This is a genomic window from Spirosoma montaniterrae (assembly GCF_001988955.1).
Lineage (GTDB): Bacteria > Bacteroidota > Bacteroidia > Cytophagales > Spirosomataceae > Spirosoma > Spirosoma montaniterrae.
Map to the genome: position 1 here is coordinate 5,396,149 of NZ_CP014263.1, position 20,401 is coordinate 5,416,549.

18 protein-coding genes are annotated in these 20,401 nt (G+C 52.2%); 14 read left to right on the forward strand and 4 right to left on the reverse strand.

Annotated features, from left to right (window positions below):
* Positions 1 to 16 precede the first annotated feature (16 nt).
* From AWR27_RS23190 to AWR27_RS23225, 8 genes are all read left to right on the forward strand, one after another.
* Positions 17 to 3,235: an efflux RND transporter permease subunit gene (locus tag AWR27_RS23190; RefSeq protein WP_077133383.1), complete on the forward strand. Its 3,219-nt coding sequence runs from the start codon at positions 17 to 19 to the stop codon at positions 3,233 to 3,235.
* On the forward strand, positions 3,213 to 4,646 hold the full coding sequence (locus AWR27_RS23195; RefSeq protein ID WP_077133384.1) for a TolC family protein: 1,434 nt from the start codon (positions 3,213 to 3,215) through the stop codon (positions 4,644 to 4,646). Before AWR27_RS23190 ends, AWR27_RS23195 begins: the two co-directional genes overlap by 23 nt.
* 132 nt (positions 4,647 to 4,778) lie before the next feature.
* Positions 4,779 to 9,113, forward strand: a complete 4,335-nt coding sequence (locus tag AWR27_RS23200) for a phosphodiester glycosidase family protein (protein ID WP_077133385.1) — start codon at positions 4,779 to 4,781, stop codon at positions 9,111 to 9,113.
* Between the two features lie 150 nt (positions 9,114 to 9,263).
* The gene (locus AWR27_RS23205) at positions 9,264 to 9,587 is read left to right on the forward strand and encodes an ArsR/SmtB family transcription factor (RefSeq protein WP_077133386.1); all 324 of its coding nucleotides are present in this window, start codon (positions 9,264 to 9,266) and stop codon (positions 9,585 to 9,587) included.
* Positions 9,588 to 9,592: 5 nt separating this feature from the next.
* The gene (locus tag AWR27_RS23210) at positions 9,593 to 10,060 is read left to right on the forward strand and encodes an SRPBCC family protein (protein WP_077133387.1); all 468 of its coding nucleotides are present in this window, start codon (positions 9,593 to 9,595) and stop codon (positions 10,058 to 10,060) included.
* Between the two features lie 6 nt (positions 10,061 to 10,066).
* Positions 10,067 to 10,645: a YdeI/OmpD-associated family protein gene (locus tag AWR27_RS23215; protein ID WP_077133388.1), complete on the forward strand. Its 579-nt coding sequence runs from the start codon at positions 10,067 to 10,069 to the stop codon at positions 10,643 to 10,645.
* Positions 10,646 to 10,854: 209 nt separating this feature from the next.
* The gene (locus AWR27_RS23220; RefSeq protein WP_077133389.1) at positions 10,855 to 11,709 is read left to right on the forward strand and encodes a hypothetical protein; all 855 of its coding nucleotides are present in this window, start codon (positions 10,855 to 10,857) and stop codon (positions 11,707 to 11,709) included.
* 67 nt (positions 11,710 to 11,776) lie between these two features.
* The gene (locus AWR27_RS23225; protein WP_077133390.1) at positions 11,777 to 12,355 is read left to right on the forward strand and encodes an RNA polymerase sigma factor; all 579 of its coding nucleotides are present in this window, start codon (positions 11,777 to 11,779) and stop codon (positions 12,353 to 12,355) included.
* A 137-nt stretch (positions 12,356 to 12,492) separates the two neighbouring features.
* Here AWR27_RS23225 and AWR27_RS26175 read toward each other — a convergent pair whose 3' ends face one another.
* A complete protein-coding gene (locus AWR27_RS26175; protein WP_418346594.1) occupies positions 12,493 to 12,780 on the reverse strand; it encodes a hypothetical protein in 288 nt (95 codons plus the stop codon).
* A gap of 266 nt (positions 12,781 to 13,046) precedes the next feature.
* Here AWR27_RS26175 and AWR27_RS26180 point away from each other — a divergent pair, with 266 nt between their 5' ends.
* The 6 genes from AWR27_RS26180 (at position 13,047) to AWR27_RS23255 (ending at position 18,191) form a co-directional block, all read left to right on the forward strand.
* On the forward strand, positions 13,047 to 13,844 hold the full coding sequence (locus AWR27_RS26180; RefSeq protein WP_418346595.1) for a porin family protein: 798 nt from the start codon (positions 13,047 to 13,049) through the stop codon (positions 13,842 to 13,844).
* Between the two features lie 75 nt (positions 13,845 to 13,919).
* On the forward strand, positions 13,920 to 14,393 hold the full coding sequence (locus AWR27_RS23235) for a QcrA and Rieske domain-containing protein (RefSeq protein ID WP_077133392.1): 474 nt from the start codon (positions 13,920 to 13,922) through the stop codon (positions 14,391 to 14,393).
* 25 nt (positions 14,394 to 14,418) lie between these two features.
* Positions 14,419 to 15,150, forward strand: coding sequence for a hypothetical protein (locus tag AWR27_RS23240; protein ID WP_232325910.1), 732 nt, complete (start codon positions 14,419 to 14,421; stop codon positions 15,148 to 15,150).
* Positions 15,151 to 15,163: 13 nt separating this feature from the next.
* Positions 15,164 to 15,715, forward strand: a complete 552-nt coding sequence (locus AWR27_RS23245) for a YceI family protein (protein WP_077133393.1) — start codon at positions 15,164 to 15,166, stop codon at positions 15,713 to 15,715.
* Positions 15,716 to 15,892: 177 nt separating this feature from the next.
* Positions 15,893 to 17,428 carry a S8 family peptidase gene (locus AWR27_RS23250; RefSeq protein ID WP_077133394.1) on the forward strand — a complete coding sequence of 512 codons (1,536 nt, stop codon included), beginning with the start codon at positions 15,893 to 15,895 and terminating at the stop codon, positions 17,426 to 17,428.
* A 145-nt stretch (positions 17,429 to 17,573) separates the two neighbouring features.
* On the forward strand, positions 17,574 to 18,191 hold the full coding sequence (locus AWR27_RS23255; protein ID WP_077133395.1) for a Uma2 family endonuclease: 618 nt from the start codon (positions 17,574 to 17,576) through the stop codon (positions 18,189 to 18,191).
* A 118-nt stretch (positions 18,192 to 18,309) separates the two neighbouring features.
* Here AWR27_RS23255 and AWR27_RS23260 read toward each other — a convergent pair whose 3' ends face one another.
* The 3 genes from AWR27_RS23260 to AWR27_RS23270 all read right to left on the reverse strand — a co-directional run bounded on the left by AWR27_RS23260 (position 18,310) and on the right by AWR27_RS23270 (position 20,394).
* Entirely contained in the window at positions 18,310 to 18,855 is a 546-nt protein-coding gene (locus AWR27_RS23260; RefSeq protein ID WP_077133396.1) for a cupin domain-containing protein, read from the reverse strand.
* A 23-nt stretch (positions 18,856 to 18,878) separates the two neighbouring features.
* Positions 18,879 to 19,718: a hypothetical protein gene (locus AWR27_RS23265; RefSeq protein WP_077133397.1), complete on the reverse strand. Its 840-nt coding sequence runs from the start codon at positions 19,716 to 19,718 to the stop codon at positions 18,879 to 18,881.
* A gap of 124 nt (positions 19,719 to 19,842) precedes the next feature.
* Positions 19,843 to 20,394, reverse strand: coding sequence for a cupin domain-containing protein (locus AWR27_RS23270; RefSeq protein ID WP_077133398.1), 552 nt, complete (start codon positions 20,392 to 20,394; stop codon positions 19,843 to 19,845).
* Positions 20,395 to 20,401: the final 7 nt, after the last annotated feature.

Here is a 20,401-nt window from a genome sequence, read left to right on the forward strand (position 1 = left end):
TTAATATATTGACGTTATGTTCACCAAATTCATACGCAGACCAGTATTCGCTATTGTGATTTCAATCATGATAGTTTTCGTAGGTACTCTGGCTATCAAGCAGTTGCCCATTTCTCAGTTTCCCGATATTGCTCCTACCACTGTCAATATATTTATTGCGTATCCTGGAGCGAGTGCCGATGTATTGGTTAAATCCACGCTGATTACGCTGGAGCAGGCCATCAACGGCGTTCAGGACATGCGCTACATCGCTACCGATGCCACCAGCGCAGGTGAGGCTACCCTTCGCATTATTTTTGAGCCTGGTACCGACCCGAACGATGCCGTTATCCGGGTGAAAACAAGGGTCGATCAGGTGATGCCGCTTTTGCCCGAACTGGTGCAGCGTGAAGGCGTTATCATCACGCCAATCCAGCCCAGTATGTTGATGTACGTCAACCTCTATTCTAAAGATAAGAGTATCGACGAAAAATTCCTGTTCAACTACGCTACCGTCAAAATGATCCCTGAAATACAGCGGACGAGAGGGGTAGCGAGGGCACAGATACTGGGAAGCCGACGCTATGCGATGCGCGTTTGGCTAAATCCCGAACGGATGCGGGCCTACAACATCTCCGTTGAGGAGGTCATGAAGGCTATTGGCGAACAAAGCATTATTGGTCGACCGGGCCGGATCGGTCAAAGCTCTGGTATTGCTGCCCAGTCGCTGGAATATGTACTTACCTACAAAGGAAGGTATAACAAGCCGGAAGAGTATGAGGGCATTATAATTCGGGCCAATTCGGAGGGGGAAAGCATACACCTGAAAGATATAGCCAGGGTTGAACTGGGCAGTGAGTTTTTTGATATCTATTCCAATTTAGATGGCAAAGCTTCGGCGGCTATCGTGCTGAAACAGAATTATGGCAGCAACGCGAGTGATGTCATAGCCGAGGTGAAAGCGAAGCTGGAAGTGATGAAAGCCTCTTTCCCGCCGGGCGTAGATTACAAAATAAGCTATGATGTTTCTCAGTTCCTCGATGCGTCCATCGAGCAGGTCATCGACACGCTGCGCGATGCGTTTATCCTGGTCGCTTTAGTTGTTTTTATCTTTCTGGGCGATTGGCGTTCTACACTGATACCAATTCTGGCGGTTCCGGTATCGTTGATTGGAGCGTTTTTTGTCATTCAGTTTTTTGGTCTTTCCATCAATTTAGTGACGCTGTTTGCCTTAGTGCTGGCTATCGGTATTGTGGTCGATGATGCGATAGTGGTGGTAGAGGCCGTACACGCCAAGATGGAGGAAGAGCCGCACCTGTCTCCGTTTAACGCGGTCAGAAAAGTGCTGGGCGAAATCAGCGGAGCCATTATCGCCATCACTGCCGTTATGGTGTCGGTGTTCCTGCCTATTTCATTTATGTCGGGGCCGGTCGGTACGTTCTACCGCCAATTCTCCATCACGATGGCCAGTTCCATTGTAATCTCGGCCCTCATCGCGCTAACACTCACGCCCGTGTTGTGCGCCATGTTGCTGAAAAACAATCATGGAACTGGCCGGAAGAAAAACCTGCTGACCCGCCTGCTCGACCGGTTCAACCGGGGGTTTGATACCCTGACAGGACGTTATGTGAGTCTGCTGAAAATAATTGTCAACCGCCGAGTTCTTACGTTTGGTATCCTGCTCGCGTTCGGGTTGGGAATCGTCTATGAGAATACTGTTCTGCCCGCCGGGTTTATCCCGAACGAAGATCAGGGTACGATTTACGCCATTATCCAGACGCCACCGGGGTCAACCCTGGAAAAAACCAATGAAGTGTCGCAGCGGCTCCAGAAAATCTGTGAGGAAATCGAGGGAGTAGAAACGGTGTCTTCGCTGGCTGGTTACGAGATTATGACCGAAGGACGTGGTTCTAACGCCGGTACGTGTCTGATCAACCTGAAAAACTGGTCGGATCGCAAGCATACCGTCAAGGAAATCATGGAAGAACTGGAGGAGAAATCGAAGAGCCTTGGGGCCGTTGTTGAATTCTTTGAACCACCAGCCATTCCCGGATTTGGTACGTCGGGCGGTTTTTCGATGCGTTTATTAGACAAAACCACCGATACGGACTATCGTGAATTCGACAAAATCAACAAGCAATTCATGGATAATCTGGGCAAGCGGAAAGAACTAACGGGCCTGTTTACCTTTTTTGCCGCCAATTACCCGCAATACGAACTTGAAATCGATAATAAGCTGGCAATGCAAAAAGGCGTGTCTATCGGCAAAGCGATGGACAACCTCAACATTATGATTGGCAGCACCTACGAACAGGGATTTATTAAGTTCAACCAGTTTTTCAAAGTCTACGTGCAGTCTGATCCGAGCTTCAGAAGGTTGCCCTCCGATATTCTGAAGCTGTTTGTTAAAAACGACGAAGGCGAAATGGTGCCCTACTCAGCCTTCATGACGCTGAAAAAAGGGCAGGGGCCGAATGAAATCACCCGGTTCAATTTGTACAACTCAGCAGCCATACAGGGGCTTCCGGCGAAGGGCTATACCACCGCCGATGCCATACAGGCCATTCGGGAAGTAGCCAGTCAGACATTGCCAAGGGGCTACGACATTGCTTTTGAAGGGCTATCCTACGACGAGTCGATTCGGGGGAACGAGGCTCTTTATGTATTCCTGATTGTATTGGCTTTCGTTTATTTTGTTTTAGCTGCCCAGTACGAAAGTTTTATCATTCCATTGGCAGTAGTGTTTTCATTGCCGGTTGGCGTATTTGGTTCGTTTCTGGTACTCAAGCTGATGGGGCTGGAAAACAACATCTATGCTCAGATTGGCCTTATCATGCTGATCGGTCTGCTGGGTAAAAACGCCGTATTGATCGTTGAGTTTGCCGTTCAGAAGCGGCAGCAGGGCGAAACTATTCTAAACGCGGCCATTGAAGGGGCAAGGGTCCGTTTCCGCCCAATTCTGATGACCTCCTTCGCCTTTGTAGCGGGGTTGATTCCGCTGCTCATTGCAACCGGCGCGGGAGCAATTGGCAACCGTACCATTGGCGCATCGGCCCTGGGGGGCATGCTGTTCGGAACCGTTTTCGGGGTTATCATCATCCCTGGCCTGTACTACATATTTGGCAGTCTGGCCGATGGCCGGAAAATGATTAAAGACGAAGATGACGAGTCGCTGAGCGACAATCTGGTTCATCAATTAGATGCTTTTCCCATACCTGAAGAAAGTACCAATCATGCTGAAAAGACGCATATATAACTGCCTGGCAGTGGGTTCGCTGGCGGTAGCAATAATGGCCTGCAAAACTCCCGCTTTGACTACCCGGACAGAGAACCGCGCTGTTCCGGTACAGTATGGCAATTCGACCGACTCAACCAATTCGGCTCAGCTAAAGTGGCAGACGTTTTTCACCGATGCCAACTTGGTAGCCCTGATCGACACGGCCCTTCGTAACAATCAGGAACTGAACATTACAGCGCAGGAAATTCAGATTGCCCAGAACGAGATTCGAACCCGAACCGGCGAATACCTGCCCTTTGTAGGGCTGCGGGGCGGGGCGGGTATCGAGAAGATAGGCCGTTATACGCTGCTTGGTGCCACCGAAGCGGGTGCCGAAATCCGGCCCGGCAAAGAAATTCCCGAACCGTTGCCCAACTTTTCGGGCGGTGCTTTTGCCACCTGGGAGGTAGACATCTGGCATAGGTTGCGGAACGCCAAGAAAGCAGCCGTGAATCGGTATCTGGCGAGCGTAGAAGGGCGTAATTTCACCGCAACAAATCTGATTGCCGAGATTGCTACGTCGTACTATGAGCTGCTGGCCCTTGATAATCAGCTCGATATTGTTCGGCAAAACATCGAGATTCAGACCAATGCGCTGAAGATCGTTCGGTTGCAGAAAGAAGCCACCCGAGTAACCGAGTTGGCAGTGCGCCGGTTTGAAGCGCAGGTACTCAACACGCAGAATATCCAGTATGGCATTCAGCAGCGTATTGTAGAAACGGAGAACCATATCAATTTTCTGGCAGGGCGGTATCCGCAACCTGTTGCCCGCAACTCAGCGGCATTTAATACGCTGTTGCCAGCTACTATCCACACTGGCATCCCGGCGCAACTACTGGCTAACCGCCCGGACATTCGTCAGGCCGAACAGGAACTGGCGGCTGCCAAATTAGACGTGCAGGTAGCCAGAGCAAGGTTTTACCCATCGCTGGGTATTTCGGCTGGACTTGGTTATCAGGCATTCAATCCGGCGTATTTACTGAAAACACCTCAGTCGCTGTTGTTTTCGCTGGCGGGCGACGTAGCGGGACCGCTGATCAACAGGAATGCAATCATTGCCACGTATTACAGTGCCAACGCCCGGCAGATTCAGGCCGTTTATAACTACGAGCGTACTATTCTTAACGCTTATGTCGAGGTTGCCAATCAGCTTGCCAGAATTGGTAATCTTGAGAAAAGTTACGATACCAAATCGAAAGAGGTAGAGGCACTGACCCAGTCGATTACGATTTCCAACACGCTGTTCAACTCGGCCCGCGCCGACTATATGGAAGTCTTGCTAACCCAGCGCGAGGCCGTACAGTCGCGGTTCGAACTGGTCGATACCCGGATGCAGCAGATGAACGCAGTAGTCACTATTTATCGGGCGTTGGGGGGCGGATGGAAGTAAGCGGCAAAAACCATGTGATGAATTTGTTGCCATTGACTGCATAGAATTACTATTTTGTTAAGGTTGCTATCGGAAGTGGTTTGGAGCAGGGCATGTCCCAATTTTGTGCCCTCAACCAACATAGCACATTCGATGCATACCGAACTTTACCGACGATTTTTCAGGCTTGTCTACGTTCTGTGGGCGGGCCTTTTTTGTGGCTGCATGGCCCAGGCGCAAACTCCGCTGAATAGCACGTCTGGCTCGTTTACACTGACCTGGAAGCCCCGCGAGGATGTCAATGTGCTTTTACCGGGCAGCATTCGTGTGTTCGATACATACATGCCGTTGCCGGGTACGTCGGCCCCTATCCGGGCGATGTACGCCGTAATCCGTACCGACGACCCAAACCTGCGTCTGCGGGCCGTTGGCGAACCCCGTGGTGCTACCTTCCGACTCGAAACAACCAAACAGGCGTCGGAACGAAACCGGGGCATTTTCGCTGTAAACGGCGGTTTTTTCTCATCGAATGAATCGGTTAGTCTGATTATCCGCGATGGAGAGTCCGTTGCCAGCAATATTCTCTCGCTCGTCCGCAACGGTCGTACTTACTTCCCAACGCGGGGCGCGTTCGGTCTCGTTAATCGCCGACCCGACGTTGCCTGGGTCTATACGTTGCCCGATGGGCAGGTGGTGCAGTATGCCAGTCCCAGCCCCATCAACGATACCCAGCCCGCTCCCGCTCAGCCTACGTCAACTACGCCAACCGCAGCCACCGCCTGGAATCCCAGTCAGGCCGTTGGGGGTGGTCCTGTGCTGGTACAGGGTGGTCAGATTCGTCTGACCGCCAACGAAGAGTTATTTAATGATGCGGCATTTGTCGATGTTAACCCGCGCACAGCCATCGGCTACCGCGACGATAATGCGCTTATCGTACTGGTGGTCGACGGGCGACAACGGGCCAGTGCCGGTGTGACCTTGCCTCAGTTGGCCGGTATGATGCAGGCATTAGGCTGTCGTGAGGCTCTGAACCTCGACGGTGGAGGCTCATCGACTATGCTCGCTCGCGACGAAGTAGTGAACAACCCAACCAATGTCGACGGGGGCGACCGCAACAACCTGCGCGCCAATGCATCGGCTTTGGTATGGACAGAGGCTACCGAAACGCCCCCGCGTGAGGTACAGATTTATGATACCGACAGCCCCAATTATGCCGAAACGGGGTTATGGTCGCGGCTGAATCAGTCGAGTTTTTACGGCAGCACGCCCGCTCGCGGAACGGCTCCGGGGCAAGGCAATAAAGCGGTGTATCGGTTCAACGGACTGGCCGCCGGACGCTACCAACTTGCCGCCTGGTGGACGGTCAATGAAGCCAATGCCGCCAACGTGCCGCTCGTATTGCACCGGATGGGCGGTCGGCGCGATACAATCCGCGTCAATCAGAACGACTATGAAACGGTAGCCAAATGGAACGTACTGGGCTACTTTGAGCTGGCTGCTGGCGATTACCTCGAACTACTGGGGCAGGGGCGTGGCAACCGGGTGTCGGTCGATGCTATCCGGCTCGTAACGATGGAGAAGTTTCCGGCTCTGCCTCAGCGGGGCGACGTTCGGATTGCCGTAGTGAGCGACCTGAACTCCGGCTTAGGTTCGGCAACCTACGAATGGCAGGTAGACAGCATCATGCAGCGCATCCCGCGTATCTGGCGACCCGACCTCGTTCTTTGCGGGGGCGATATGGTGGCCGGGCAGGGACCTATCACCAGCACAACCGTGATTCAGGGCATGTGGCGCGGCTTCGACCGGAGTGTGATGACACCGTTCCGTGCCAGTAAAACACCGTTTGGTTTCACGATTGGCAATCACGATGGCATCCGGTCGGCGGCTTTTGCTACGGAGCGTAATCTGACCAAAACCTATTGGGATACTACGCAGACGAACCTGCCTTTCGTTGACCGCAGCAACTTTCCGTTCTATTACTCGTTCAAGGTAAGAGACCTGTTTGTTGCCTCCTGGGACGCGTCTTCATCGACCATTACGAACGATAACCTGAACTGGTTACGCACGCAGTTGGCTACCCCCGAAGCCCGGTCGGCCCGGATGCGGTTTGTGGTCGGGCATTTGCCGCTGTACAGTGTAGCGCAGGAACGCGATGCGCCCGGCAACATTCTCGACCGTGCCGATTCGTTGCGGAGTATACTGGAGACAAACAATGTTCAGACCTATGTGAGTGGGCACCACCACGCCTACTACCCCGGCAAACGCGGTAAGCTTGAACTGCTCAACGCGGGCGCGGCTGGTTCAGGGCCGCGTCAGTGGCTCTTTCTGGATCGGGCTGCCACCAACACCGTAACGATTATGGACGTGTTCTATGCCAACGGCACCACCCGCCTGCGCGATACAACCGTGTATACAACCTACGAAATTGCTTACCGAGACCCTGCCGACATGCCGCTGTTCGATTACAAGGTGTTGCCCCGAATCATCTATGGCTATAACGGTACGTACTCGGTTCGTCGGGATATTCTGTCGAATCAGCGCGAGGCTAATGCACGCCTGTCGGCTCTGAACCGCGAAGTGGCCCAGCCCGAACAGGCCGTAGGCAATGCCCACGCCAGCATTACCGGAAACCGTATTCTCATCGATGGCGATTTCAAAAACCTGAAGGGTAATTTGCTAAATCGGCCCGATGCTGTTGCGCTCTATGCCGGACGTAACGGCGACGCAGGACGGCTACTCTTCCCTATGGCCGTTAGCAGCCCTGATCGCCGAAACGGGACCTATTCATTTGCCCAGGATAACGCATCCGACGATCTGGTCGAGCAATTGAAAGCGGGAGCCGTGTTCATTCGCATTCGCACCGAGGCCGACACCACTGGCGAAATCAGGAGTCAGTTGTATGAACCCAACAATCGGCCTCCTATGACTACGAAGGTTGCTAATCGACCCGAGCGCAATGTATTTGCAGTACGCAACATCGAGGCTATTTTCGAGATCAACTGGGACGAAGCTACCGACGCCGAGGGCGATGCCGTAAGTTATTTCTATCAGGTAGCCACCGACTCTATGTTTACCAACGTAGTTTACCAGGCTGGCACCGGACGCGTGCGAAATCTCAAACAAACCGAAGCCGATTGGTATAACCTGCTGGGCAATACGCCCGCTGGACAGTCTCGCACGTTCTTCCACCGCCTGATTACATCAGACGGGCGCAACCTAACGAATGGTCCGGCTACGCGCATTACCCTGACGAAGAGCGATGCACCCTTAGATGAACTGGTTGAAGTACCCGCGCCAGCGTATCGCTACGCCGGTCGGCTACCCAACGCGCCGAATGGTTATGGAGCAACCTTCGACAGAAATGGTAATCTGTGGTACGTTGACTTTAGCGCGTCGGGTGGTGCCGTGTACATAGAGCGACCCAACGGAACTCCGCTACCATTTTCTCCGATTATCGGGTCGGCTTTGGGGGGCAACAGTAATAACACCGGTATTGGCACTGACACAGATGGTAACATTTTGCTATCGCGCAACAGTCGCCTGTTTAAGCTGGATGCCCGCACGGGTCGAATTATCGCGTCGTGGCAATCGCCGGTACGCTCGAACGGGAGTGCCAACACGCTGACGGTGCCGCAGCCGAGCAGCACGGGCGACGTGTATGTGCCAAGTTTATGGGGAGAAGATTTTCTGTACGTGCTGAAGCAAACCCAGATAAGCGGGCGCGATACCTTTCAGTTGGTACGCCGGATTACCTTGCCCGGTCGGATTCTGTCGCGTTCATTTGCTATGGAACCCGATGGGCGGGTGGTATATCTGCCCAATCCCGGCTCGGCACAGGTGCAGAAGTTCGTTAGCACCAACGGCGTTACCTACACGCTGGCTGAAGAAATCAACAGCATAGCCGCCGGTAGCAGCGGAATACGGGTTACAAACGATAAGAAAGCCTATTTTGCTGTACGGGCCAGCGGAGTCTTACCCGCCACGTTCCACTTTCGGGATGAAGTTAACAAACGACTCTGGACCCTGCCGCTGCCTGACCTGGGCAACATTGAAGCACGCGGTCTGGGCGTATCGCCCACTGGCGACACGCTGATTTTCTGTGGCTGGAACAGCACGGGCACTCACCGCTATGTGCGCAATCGCCCGAACGCTCCCGCCCAGGAGACGCAGCCCGATTCGGCAACGGCGTCTGCCGACACAACATCCCAGGCCCGTTCAGCCGCCCGGCAGGCCAGTACTGAGACCAATGCTGAACAGTTGATTACGCTGTTTCCAAATCCGGTAAACGAGGTGCTCGAGGTTCGCGCCGACGGACTGGCTATCGAAACCGTGATTGTGACAGACGTGCAGGGCCGAACCATGCTGGAGCCGTTTCGCCCTGGTAGCGGAACAATCCGGTTATCTGTACAGCAACTCCCCACCGGAACCTATCTGCTGGTACTACACACGGCCACGGGGGGCATTAGCCGCCGATTTGTAAAACAATAAGTCTTATGTTTTCCTGAAAATTATGCGGGCCGACGTTGCTATTCACAACGTCGGCCCGCACGTTATCAAAAGTTAGCATATAGGAAAATCGCAGAAAAAATTTGCGTAGTTAAATGACTACACGTATATTTGTAGTCAAATAGCTACATAATGAATTTACGACGAGACGTATTCCAGGCTATAGCAGACCCGACAAGACGGGCTATACTTCTGTTGGTGGCATCACAATCTATGACAGCCGGTGCAATAGCGGCAAACTTCGACACAGCCAGGCCGACTGTTTCAAAGCACCTGCAAATACTCACCGAATGTGAATTAGTTGAACAAGAACAGAGCGGCAGGGAGGTTTACTACCATATTAATGCAAAAAAAATGAAAGAGGTAGCCGACTTCATCGAGCCGTTCCGCATAATGTGGGACGATCAATTCAACAAACTGGAAACGATTATGAAGCAGTACCAATCAAAACAATAAACTACGTGGAACGAAAAACGAAGATAAATGCCGAAAGTGGCAAACAGGAATTGACGATTACGCGGGAGTTCGATTTGCCGTTGGAATTGCTTTTTAAAGCGTATGCAGAGGCCGAACTTATTGAGCAGTGGATGGGAACAAAAGTGCTGAAACTGGAAAGTAAAAAACATGGCAGTTATCAATTTGAAACAACTGACGCTGAGGGTAATACCATATTCAGGGCGAATGGAGTGATCCATGAGTTTAGCTCAAATCAGAAAATCACCCGCACATTTGAAATAGAGAATACCCCCTTCCCCATCCAGCTTGAGTTCCTTGAATTTCAGAAGCTCACCGATCATGCCAGTAAACTAAGTATTCATATACTATACAGGTCGGTTGCTCACAGAGACCAAGTGTTGCAATTACCTTTCGGCCACGGTATGAACATGGCACACAACCGATTACAGGACATCGCAAACAAGCTAAAGTAACTCATCATGAATCCTAAGGTTGATTGGTACTACAATAAAGCCAGGAAGTGGCAGGAAGAACTGGAGCAGTTGAGAATAATTGCTCTTGACTGTGGGCTGACCGAAGACTTAAAGTGGGGCGTTCCTTGTTACACGTTTCAAAAAAGTAATATTCTTTTAATTCATGTGTTCAAAGAATACTGTGCCTTTTTGTTTGTTAAAGGTGCTTTGTTACATGATGCCGAAGGTATTCTAATCCAACAAACGGAGAATGTGCAGGCCGCCCGCCAGATTCGATTTACCAGTGTTCAGGAAATAGTTAAGATGAAACCTACCCTGAAAGCCTACATTTTTGAAGCGATAGAAGCGGAGAAAGCTGGTTTAAAGGTAAATTTCAAGGAAAGAACAGAATTTGTAATTCCTGAAGAATTCCAACAGACATTAGATGAAATGCCTGCCCTCAAAACTGCGTTCGAGACATTGACACCAGGGCGGCAAAAAGCGTATCTCCTTCATTTCTCTGCGCCTAAACAAGCCAAAACCCGGCAGTCAAGGGTTGAAAAATGTGTACAACAAATTCTTGATGGGAAAGGATTGAACGATTGAAGCTTCTGATTCATCAGATTTTCCTCAGTACAACATTTACAGAACGCCACCGATAGTGTGGCTTTTTTGTATCATAGGCGCAGGTGACTATCCCATATCGGGGTGATAAAAAATTTTTGACCCAACGCAACCTGTTTGGGCAAGCGTCCGTATAGCTGATAAACCGGTTCGAGTGCTCAGTTTTTCACCTGTCTAACCCAGTCACCGCAATGAAACCATTCGCTTATTCCAACCGCCTGTTGCTATCGGTAGCTCTGTTGCTGACGTGCCTGCTGGCCTGCACCAACGAAGACCCAACGTTGCCCGTCGCCGATGTGGCCCTGCGTTCTACGTCGCTCGGTCGGGTGCTGACCGGGCCTGATGGTAAAACGCTCTATGTGTTTGCCCCCGATGCCAATGGGCAGTCGAACTGCGCCGGTAATTGCCTGACCAACTGGCCCATTTATTATAAAGAAAATCCGGTAGTAGGGTCAGGCATGGTGGCGTCCGATTTTACGACGATCACCCGCGCCGACGGCAGCAAACAAACCGCGTATCAGGGCTGGCCGCTGTACTATTTTAAAAATGATGTGAAGCCGGGCGACGTGGTGGGCGAAAACGTAGGGAATGTCTGGTTTGTTGCCAAGCCAAACTACAATATCCTGATTGCCTCGCGGCAGTTGGTAGGGATGGACGGAAAAAATTATACCTTCGATATGAGAGAAGGAACCGGCAATTCGCTATATTTAACTGACGGCCAGGGGCGAACACTCTACGCATTCATTAACGACCGGCGTAATAAAAACAATTACACCCGCGCCGATCTGAGCAATAACCCCACCTGGCCCATTTTTGAATTGCCTTCGGGGCAGACTGCCATTGGTGAACTACCCTCTACACTGAATCGGGCCGACTTTACTACGACTACCATACATGGCAAAACACAGGTGACGTATAAGGGTTGGCCGTTATATTATTTCGGGGGCGATCAGGGGCAGCGTGGTAGTAATAAAGGCGTAAGCGTACCTCGTCCTGGTGTGTGGCCTGTTGTATTCAAAAATACGCCCGAAGCACCAGTCCAATAGGTTTTGGCTGGCAGAGATTAATGCCAAAAGCACCGACGACTGCTAACAAAAGACCGCCAACTATACCATGGCTAACGCTTCTGTCATACCAGCTTTGCCTGACTTGCTGGCGGGTTGTTTACGCAACCACCGCAGGAGCCAGGAGTTGCTGTACCGGCAGTTCTACGGCTATGCCATGAGCGTTTGCCTGCGCTATGCGCCTACCCGCGAAGGTGCGCTGGAGGTGTTGAACGATGGATTTTTGAAGGTTTTTACGCGTTTGGAGCAGTACGACCCCACGCAGCCGTTCAAAGGCTGGCTTCGGCGGATTCTGATCAATGCCGCCGTTGATCACTACCGACAGGAAGTACGGCATCATTACCACGAAGACGTAGAAAAAACCAGCCAGACGCTGGCTACTAATGCCGCCGACGCAAACAGCCAACTCGCCCACGAAGAATTACTGGGTCTGATTCAGCAGTTATCGCCCGGATATCGGTTGGTATTTAATCTCTACGTTATGGATGGGTTTACGCACGAAGAAATTGCCACACAACTTGGCATTTCGGTGGGTGCCTCGAAGTCGAATCTGGCGCGGGCGCGCGAAAATCTGCGCCTGTTGATTAAACAAGTAAACTACGACGAGTATGCAAGAGCTAACCGATGACCAATTGGACGGACTCTTCAGAAAGTCGACTGAAGAGTTTACCCCACCTTTCGACCCGCTGGCCTGGCAGGACATGCAACGGCGGTTGGATACGCACGAAAAAACCCGGTTAGTGCCAACGCCCCTTTGGGAGCATTTTATTCGCTGGGGAATACCGATGTTGCTGTTACTATTGCTGACCGGGGGGGGCTGGTATGCGTATGACAAAAACCATCGTGGCCCAACGCCCGCCCGTGTGGCATCGGCCCCTGTCGTTCGCAGCGAGACGGACCAACAAACGAAGCAGAGCAATCGGCGAACTGTTCCAGATCAGGTTGGCGAGCCGGGGCGTTTGCCAACAGCGAATGCGGTCGTAAACGAACCCGTGTCTGGAAATGCGGTCGAGTCGGCCACACAAACGACTCTGCCGGAGCAGGTTGCTTCATCTCCCAAACCCGTGATTAAGGGCCGGACTCAGATTCCGGTCGTTACTCGAAGAATGGATAATGAAAAACCGACTGAGAAAACCACGGACGGGTTAACCGAAAATGCGGACAGGCAACGCCCGGCTGCGAATCGGCGTATTCGTAAAAGCCAGCGAGCCAACGATTTACTTTTTGCCGATTCGCGCAATCGAAAGCCAGTTGTCGGTATTGAGTATATTCGCCAGAATGGGCAGGCCGAATTAGCGGTAAACTCGACGAACGCGCCGATGCGTAATCTGGATACAGCCACAACTAACGCCGAATTGATGATACCGGCAACGACGTCTTTTGAGAACCTGACACCCAAACCCGCCCGGTGGCCGAATGCGTTGCCGTTCGTGGGTCGCCCTGTGGTGGCTCCTGCCCAACCCGCAACAGAAACCGAACAGCCTGCGCGTCGACCGGTAGTTTCGGAGCGGGGGTTGAGCATTCGGTTTGTCGTTTCGCCGGATTTGAGCGCGGTGGGGCTGCGTAATTTTGAGCGGCCCGGCACCAATATTGGGCTAATGGCCGAGTATCGGCTGGCAACGCGCTGGAGCGTTCAGGCAGGCGTATTGCGTAGCACGAAAGTCTACCGCGCCTTGCCGTCAGACTATCAACTACCCTACAATTACAAATACTGGCCAGTAAAACCCGAGAGTATCAGCGGGCAATGTGACATGCTCGACATACCGATCAACCTGCGCTACGACGTTATTCGGCGGGCCGATGCCGACGGGCAGGTACGCAGCCGCTGGTTTGTGAGTGCAGGCGGCACCAGCTACATCCTGAACCGCGAAGAGTACACGTATAATTACGCCAACCCCGACGACCCGGCAATTCGTAACACGAATAAACTGATCGATAGTACGAGCCGTTACGGGTTTAGCCAGTTGAATCTGTCGGTAGGCTATGAGCGAACCATTAACCGGCGGCTGTCGTGGCAGGTGGAGCCGTTTCTGAAAATGCCGCTGAAAGGCGTTGGTTTTTACAAGGTTAACCTGCTCAGCACAGGTGCGTTTTTTTCTGTTCGTTATAAATTTTAATCCTGTTTGCCACAGAATGGCATAACTCAGACCCAGTGTAAACCGTTATTGATGTAACTACACGAAAATCAGATTATGGAAACCAAACCAACTATCAACAATCAACAAAGCCGGGCCGAATTTCTGCGGAGCCTCGGACTAAGCAGCGCGGCTCTGATGGCCTTCTACTGCATGGGAACGCTCACGTCCTGCTCCAGCGACAGCGATGACCCTGCCCCCGCTCCGGCTCCCCCCAGTAATGTTGACTTTACGCTTGATCTGACTACCAGCGACTTCAGCAAACTCAAAACAATCGGTCAGTTTGCATATCGCGACAGCATTATTGTGGCGCGGGTCAAAGACGGGAGCTATGTTGCGCTCTCGAAAGCCTGCACCCACCAGGGCACCGACGTGCAGTATCGACTGAATGAAGATGATTTCTGGTGCAGTAATCATGGCTCTGAATTTGGTGCCAATGGGGTAGTACAGGTTGGCCCGGCAGCCCGTGCGCTGACGGTGTACAAAACAGCGTTGAGTACCGACGGAAATCGTCTTCGGGTCACAGCCTAACAGCGTTACTGCTTATCTTGCCATCATGCGCTATACTCTGCTGCTTGTTTGCTGTTTTCTGATGGGGCCGTGTTGGGGTCGAAACGCCATTCGGTTGCCATTTGCCGATTCGGTTGGGTTGCTGGCTCCGGTTGGAATAGTAGCCGACGCCGACACATTGCCAGCCCCCGCCGATTCGGCGGCCACTTCTGCCGACGACCTGCTGGCCGACCTGACCGAACCGGCTGAAAAACAGCCGCTGTTGCCAGACCGCATGATTTTTACGCAGCGGGCTTTCTGGGGGCCAAAGGGACTACTACGGGCTATGAACGTAGCCCCGCTGACCATCGAGGGCCGGGCAAAGGAGCTGAAAATCAGGCGAACGATGCTGGTAGCGCATCAGATTGGCGGATTCATTACATTGGCCGGTTTTGTGGCGCAGGGTCTGCTGGGTGCCAAACTTTATAATGCCCAGGGGCAGGAGTACGTCGATACAAAACGCTGGCACGAACGAACGGCTACGTTCATCAACATCTCGTATGCCACCACCATGACGCTTTCGCTCACCGCTCCGCCCCCGGCAGTGGGTGCCCGGCGCGGGTTTACCTGGATAAAGGCGCATAAGTATCTGGCAATTGTGCATATCGCCGGTATGATTGCCACCAACGTGCTGGCACACCAGATTGAAAATGATTTTAGCCTGAAACCCTACCATCGGGCTGCGGCTTACACTACGTTTGGGGCATATGCACTCTCGGTTGTGGCGTTAACTTTTTGATTGTCCGTTTTTTATGAAACAGCTACTAATTGGCAGTCTGGCTGCAATGCTGCTGTGTGCATTTGTGGCACCGCTGGCAAAGCGAAAGCTCATGGCCGACAAATCACTGTCGACCGTTACATATGCGGCCAGTCATCCGCTGCATAAGTGGGAGGGAGTGAGCCGCGAAGTCAACTGCGCGTTAATCTACAACGATGAAACCAAACAGCCCGAAAGCGTGGCCGTGTCAATTAAAGTGACGTCGTTCGACAGTAAGAACAACAACCGCGATTCGCACGCTATTGAAGTACTCGATGGATTGAAGTACCCAAACGTAACCTTCACCAGTTCAGACATCAAAGCAGGCGAAGGCGGAACACTGGTTGCTACTGGTAATCTTACGTTTCACGGCGTTGCAAGGCCCGTTACGCTGCGGGCCAACCGCAAAGATGCCGCCGGTAAAATGACGATTACCGGTGGGTTTCCGATAACGATGAGTGCGCATAACATTGAACGCCCCTCACTGATGGGCCTGAAAACCGACGACGAAATGACACTGTCGTTTAACGTAGTATTTCCATTGTAGACAGCATAGACACGGTTCATTCGTTACGTCTGAGTACAAAAAAAGCTGCATTTATGCGGCTTTTTTTGTGTAACATACCGACCGTTCAGTGAATCTTATGTTGATTAATAACAAATTTATATTGGAAAAAGAATAAATTGTTTATACTTGCCATTCACTCATAAACCCTCCTTTTGTATGAAAAGATTATACTACATCGTCAGTTTGACGCTGGCTCTCTATGCATGTCAGGGCCGTCTGGAGCCGGTAGTGCCAGTAGCCGAAACCGCTAACTCGTCGGAAGACATCGACGGGTTTATCCGCGAAACGATGCGAACGAAGGGCGACTTTCGCTGGTCAATGGCCTCGGATCAACTGATCTGGCAGGCACTGCGCGAATCAGACGGTATTTTATCCATCGGCTACAAACCGGCCAGCATGTCTGCCGATCTGCGCGAAACGATTCATACCATCGACATTACTGCGGCCAACTGGCGGCAGGCCCGGCAACAACTTTTCGAGCTGGCTTTTGCGGAAGAACGCAAACTGAACCCGGCTCTCACCGCAGCCGATCTTGAAGCTTTCGCTGAAACCACGCTGCCTGTCATGGACTTACGCGTGAGCAGTATAGAAACCATTCGGAAGTTGCGACAGTCGAATGCAGTGCGGTATGTGGAGCCGATGGGGTATCAGCCCGGTCAGGCTTCGGGCAGCCGGGCAAAGACCGCATCGAGCAGCGGTTGTGGCTCCAACATTGCCGATATTCCGCTTTTCGAGGGGCAGGACTATAACACTGTTTCACCCAACACCAAATCGCCGTGGCATCATCCGTTTCATGGCATCCGCGACGGATGGAGTCGCAGCACGGGTGCGGGTATGAACGTGCTGCTGATCGATACCGGCGTTAGCAATGATCAGGATAACCTCGGAAGCGCGTTCAATCAGGGCAGCTCGTCGGGCCGGCGTGTTGAAAAATTAGTCACACTCGGCAAAGCATGGCCGTGGTCTTCGGCAGAAACGCCGAACGACGGCTGCGGGCATGGCACATCGATGGCGGGTGTATTGACCGGGCCACGCGGCACCGACGGAGCCGCCGTGGGCGTGGCCTACAACGCGGGTCTGGTGTCAGTACGGGCGGCTGTCGATGTGGTTTTGAACGAATCGCGCGAGATGAAAGGGGTAGCAGATGCATACGTGCTGGCGGGCAATCGGGCCGATGTTAAGATTACGAGTATGTCGTTGGGAACGCCATTGTACAATTCACAGGTGGCTGATGCCGTTCGATACGCCTACAACCGGGGCAAGCTGATGTTCTGCGCGGGTGGCACTTCGTTTGGCTGGTCGGCGGGCTGGGTTGGGGTTATTTTTCCGGCCAGTATGGATGAAGTTCAGGCTGTTACGGGCGTTAAAGATAACCTGAACCAACGCTGCGATGCCTGCCACGACGGTAGTCAGATCGATTTTGTGGTGGTGATGGAAAAAGCCAGCAACGGGCGTCATATTCCCACGTTGGCTATGAGCGGAAATCCGCCCTCAACGGTTGGTGGCTCGTCGGCGGCAACGGCCACAACAGCGGGTATGGCTGCACTGGTGTGGGCGCAAAACCCCGGTCAGACGCGTGAGCAGGTGGTCGAAAAACTCGTTCGGGCCTCATCGAATTACCCCAACCGCAGCGGCAATTTCGGCTGGGGTCGCATTAACGTCAACGCAGCTTTGGGCGGAGTGAGCCAGTAGAACTATCTGCACTCAACGGCCCGACAGAATCTTCTTTTGTCGGGCCGTTGAGTTGTAGTAAGGTCAAGAAGTCATTGACCCACGCCGATTGACCCTGCGGGCGAAAATTTTGGTTATCTTTGGATAAGAGCAACGAATGTAGCAGATGATTGCAACCAAATCGGGCGTGCAGACCAGAAAGCCCAAAGCTAAAGTGCCGGAGTACCTCATCTATGAAATCATGGATGGCAAGCCTATTCATTACAAAGGCTATCGCGACGTATTGGGCGGCACAAAAACGTATTCGGAAATTATGGGGTCAAGTTCTTTACAATCATTAATTGTTACACACCTTGTTATTTGGCTTGGCAAGCAAATAGACGATAGTCAATTCACCATTTTATCGAGCGAAGCAGGATTGCATCTCGACAGGCGAAACAATCTGGCGGGCGATATTCTGGTTTTCGACAACGCTACGTTACCCATTGAAGCCATTGACGAATTTTATGCGCAGGTTCCGCCAAAAATCGTTATCGAAGTAGACATATCAGCCGATCCTACTGATATGGATACTGACAGTTATATTTTCAAGAAGACCCAAAAACTGCTCAACTTCGGCGTCGAACGCGTGATCTGGATTACAACCCAGGCCAAAAAAGTAACCGTCGCAACCCCGCACGACGATTGGCAGGTCAAGGACTGGCACAAAGACATCGAGGTTATGGAGGGCCTATCGTTTAACGTAGGCCGTTACCTGACGCAAAAAGGTTCTCCTTTCGCCTGAGCAGGATGTCACAAGTGTAAATTTTGATTAAATACACTACGTTTCGGCCACGCCAAACGCCCGCTCGGGCGAACCGCTGTCGGCCAGCAGAAAAGTGTTGGGACTAAGGCTCGTGAACTCAATCGGGTTTGAGACTGGGTCCGAGAATCTTCATACCGTGTTTTTCGGCAATTATTTTGCGGTTTTCGAGGCTTTGGTTGGGTAATTGGCTCGTTTGCTGAAAAAACTCTTCCATTGTACCAGCGGGTTGGTGCATCACCAGAAGCCGGGCCGTGCCTTCGCTGGTTTTGACAAACGCATGGGCCATATTGCGCGGCACAAACAGCGAGTCGCCGGGGTTCAAACGCAGGGTGTCGTTGTCCGCCTGAAATTTAAACGTACCACTGACCACATAAAACCATTCGTCTACGTCGGTATGCAGATGCAGGGCTGGCCCCGATGGCCCGTGCCGGAGCGTGTCGAATAATACGCACTGGCCGTTGCTGTCTTTTGTTGACACAACAATATGAAATTCAGAGTCCTGGATGCGTAACGGTTTTTCATTGCGGCCCTCTCCCGACCGTACCAGCACGTACTGGTTGGGCGGGGTGGTCCCAATTTCGGCAAATACAGCGGGCAGGGCCGAAGCCACTAAAGGAAATGGTAGAAACGAACGGCGTTGCATGATTCAGAAATTAGGGTTATCAATCAGCAGTCATATGTAAACGTTACGACTTTCTGTTTTTTCTCGGTGTTGGTAAAGGTTCGCCCGTCGTCTAAGTGGGTGACGGTGTTTTTCTCTTCCGTATCAATCTGGATGCGGCTCACGCGGCCCTTTCCGTCGTATTGATACGAATAAATAACGGTTCGGTTCATCACGGCTTTTATGTCGGGGTCGTCAATCCGCTCGAAGGTGAGTTTTTCGCTCTCAGTGAGGTGGCTGTTGGTGTGGCCCCCGGCACTCCAGGCCGACTCAATCAACCATTGAAAAGGCTTACCGGCAAAGGGCGCGGGCTTATCGGCGAAGTACTTGAAATCGGCGGTGTATTTGGCCGTTGTTACGCCGTCAATTGTCACATTACCGTTGGTTAGTTGAACACAATCGCCGTTGGCGTTGTAGGTGTAATCTTCATGTGTAGAGGTTACTACCTGCCCATCTTCAAAGCCCAACGATGTCCACGAGTCTATTTTCTGGCCTTTGCCGTTATCGGTAGGGAAGAAAGTTTGTTCAAAGCCATTTTTAGAGCCATCGAGCATATCGTATGCCCAGCTTTCATTACTGCGGCTCAGGGTGATGGTGCTGCCTTCATAGCTCCACTGCCGTTTGAAGCTAAAGTTGTTTTTGTAATAATCAGCCAGCGACTCGCCCAGATAGCTGCTCAAACGGCCCTGCTCGTCGAATTCGTATTCCGTTTCGTCGCCATCTTCACTCACCACAATTTTACGACAACCGGCTATCTGCGGCTGAACGTTGCTGGTAGCGTTGGTGCAGCCGATATCGGCCCCGGCAAACAGCAGAAGCAGGTAAAAAGAGAGTATCATTTTCATGGCTTTAGATGCGTGAAAGAAGTAAAAAATAGTATCTGTTGAGCCAGCAGATACCCAGTAACCTGGTGGGGCATCTGCTGGTTGAGTAAAGCATTTGAACATGGTGGCCCGCCGTTCGTTCGCGTCAAAACTGAAGCGGTGGCCCCACCACCTGCATATCGTGGTCGGCAAAAATTTTCGCGCCCTGCTCGGGTGCTGGCGGCTGTTTCAGTGCAGCAAGCACCCGGAAATAATCTTCCATTTTACCCGAAGGCTGAAATAGAAAAAACATTTTTCCGCGTGCCGATGTCTGAGCAAACGTATGCGGCACATTGCGGGGTAGAAAAATGGTGTCGCCTGCCTGCAAACGGTGCGTATCGTTACCTACCTGAAACAGATAATCGCCTTCTACAATAAAGAAGATTTCGTCCTGATGGGGGTGTACGTGCAGGGGTGGCCCGCCTTTCTCATTGCCGGCATATTCGAATAGGGTAAGCAGCCCGTCGGTGTCTTTACCCGACACCTTGATGTCGTTGGGGCTTGTTCCGTAAAGTTTGGTCGATTCGTTGAAGCGGCTCTGCTTTGCTTTCACCACAAAGCCTTTGTCGTGGCGGGCGGTCGTGGCGGTCAGGTTTTCGCCCAGTGCTACGGCTGGCATGGCCGCTATGGTGGCAGCCATGAAGGTTCGTCTTTGCATTGTCATG

What these genes read in the sequence shown, in the direction of transcription:
- AWR27_RS23190 (WP_077133383.1), top strand. Translation starts at nt 17, where the DNA reads ATGTTCACCAAATTCATACGCAGACCAGTATTCGCTATTGTGATTTCA.
- AWR27_RS23195 (WP_077133384.1), top strand. Translation starts at nt 3,213, where the DNA reads ATGCTGAAAAGACGCATATATAACTGCCTGGCAGTGGGTTCGCTGGCG.
- AWR27_RS23200 (WP_077133385.1), top strand. Translation starts at nt 4,779, where the DNA reads ATGCATACCGAACTTTACCGACGATTTTTCAGGCTTGTCTACGTTCTG.
- AWR27_RS23205 (WP_077133386.1), top strand. Translation starts at nt 9,264, where the DNA reads ATGAATTTACGACGAGACGTATTCCAGGCTATAGCAGACCCGACAAGA.
- AWR27_RS23215 (WP_077133388.1), top strand. Translation starts at nt 10,067, where the DNA reads ATGAATCCTAAGGTTGATTGGTACTACAATAAAGCCAGGAAGTGGCAG.
- AWR27_RS23220 (WP_077133389.1), top strand. Translation starts at nt 10,855, where the DNA reads ATGAAACCATTCGCTTATTCCAACCGCCTGTTGCTATCGGTAGCTCTG.
- AWR27_RS23225 (WP_077133390.1), top strand. Translation starts at nt 11,777, where the DNA reads ATGGCTAACGCTTCTGTCATACCAGCTTTGCCTGACTTGCTGGCGGGT.
- AWR27_RS26175 (WP_418346594.1), bottom strand. Translation starts at nt 12,780, where the DNA reads ATGAAGCAACCTGCTCCGGCAGAGTCGTTTGTGTGGCCGACTCGACCG.
- AWR27_RS26180 (WP_418346595.1), top strand. Translation starts at nt 13,047, where the DNA reads ATGCGTAATCTGGATACAGCCACAACTAACGCCGAATTGATGATACCG.
- AWR27_RS23235 (WP_077133392.1), top strand. Translation starts at nt 13,920, where the DNA reads ATGGAAACCAAACCAACTATCAACAATCAACAAAGCCGGGCCGAATTT.
- AWR27_RS23240 (WP_232325910.1), top strand. Translation starts at nt 14,419, where the DNA reads ATGCGCTATACTCTGCTGCTTGTTTGCTGTTTTCTGATGGGGCCGTGT.
- AWR27_RS23245 (WP_077133393.1), top strand. Translation starts at nt 15,164, where the DNA reads ATGAAACAGCTACTAATTGGCAGTCTGGCTGCAATGCTGCTGTGTGCA.
- AWR27_RS23250 (WP_077133394.1), top strand. Translation starts at nt 15,893, where the DNA reads ATGAAAAGATTATACTACATCGTCAGTTTGACGCTGGCTCTCTATGCA.
- AWR27_RS23255 (WP_077133395.1), top strand. Translation starts at nt 17,574, where the DNA reads ATGATTGCAACCAAATCGGGCGTGCAGACCAGAAAGCCCAAAGCTAAA.
- AWR27_RS23260 (WP_077133396.1), bottom strand. Translation starts at nt 18,855, where the DNA reads ATGCAACGCCGTTCGTTTCTACCATTTCCTTTAGTGGCTTCGGCCCTG.
- AWR27_RS23265 (WP_077133397.1), bottom strand. Translation starts at nt 19,718, where the DNA reads ATGAAAATGATACTCTCTTTTTACCTGCTTCTGCTGTTTGCCGGGGCC.
- AWR27_RS23270 (WP_077133398.1), bottom strand. Translation starts at nt 20,394, where the DNA reads ATGCAAAGACGAACCTTCATGGCTGCCACCATAGCGGCCATGCCAGCC.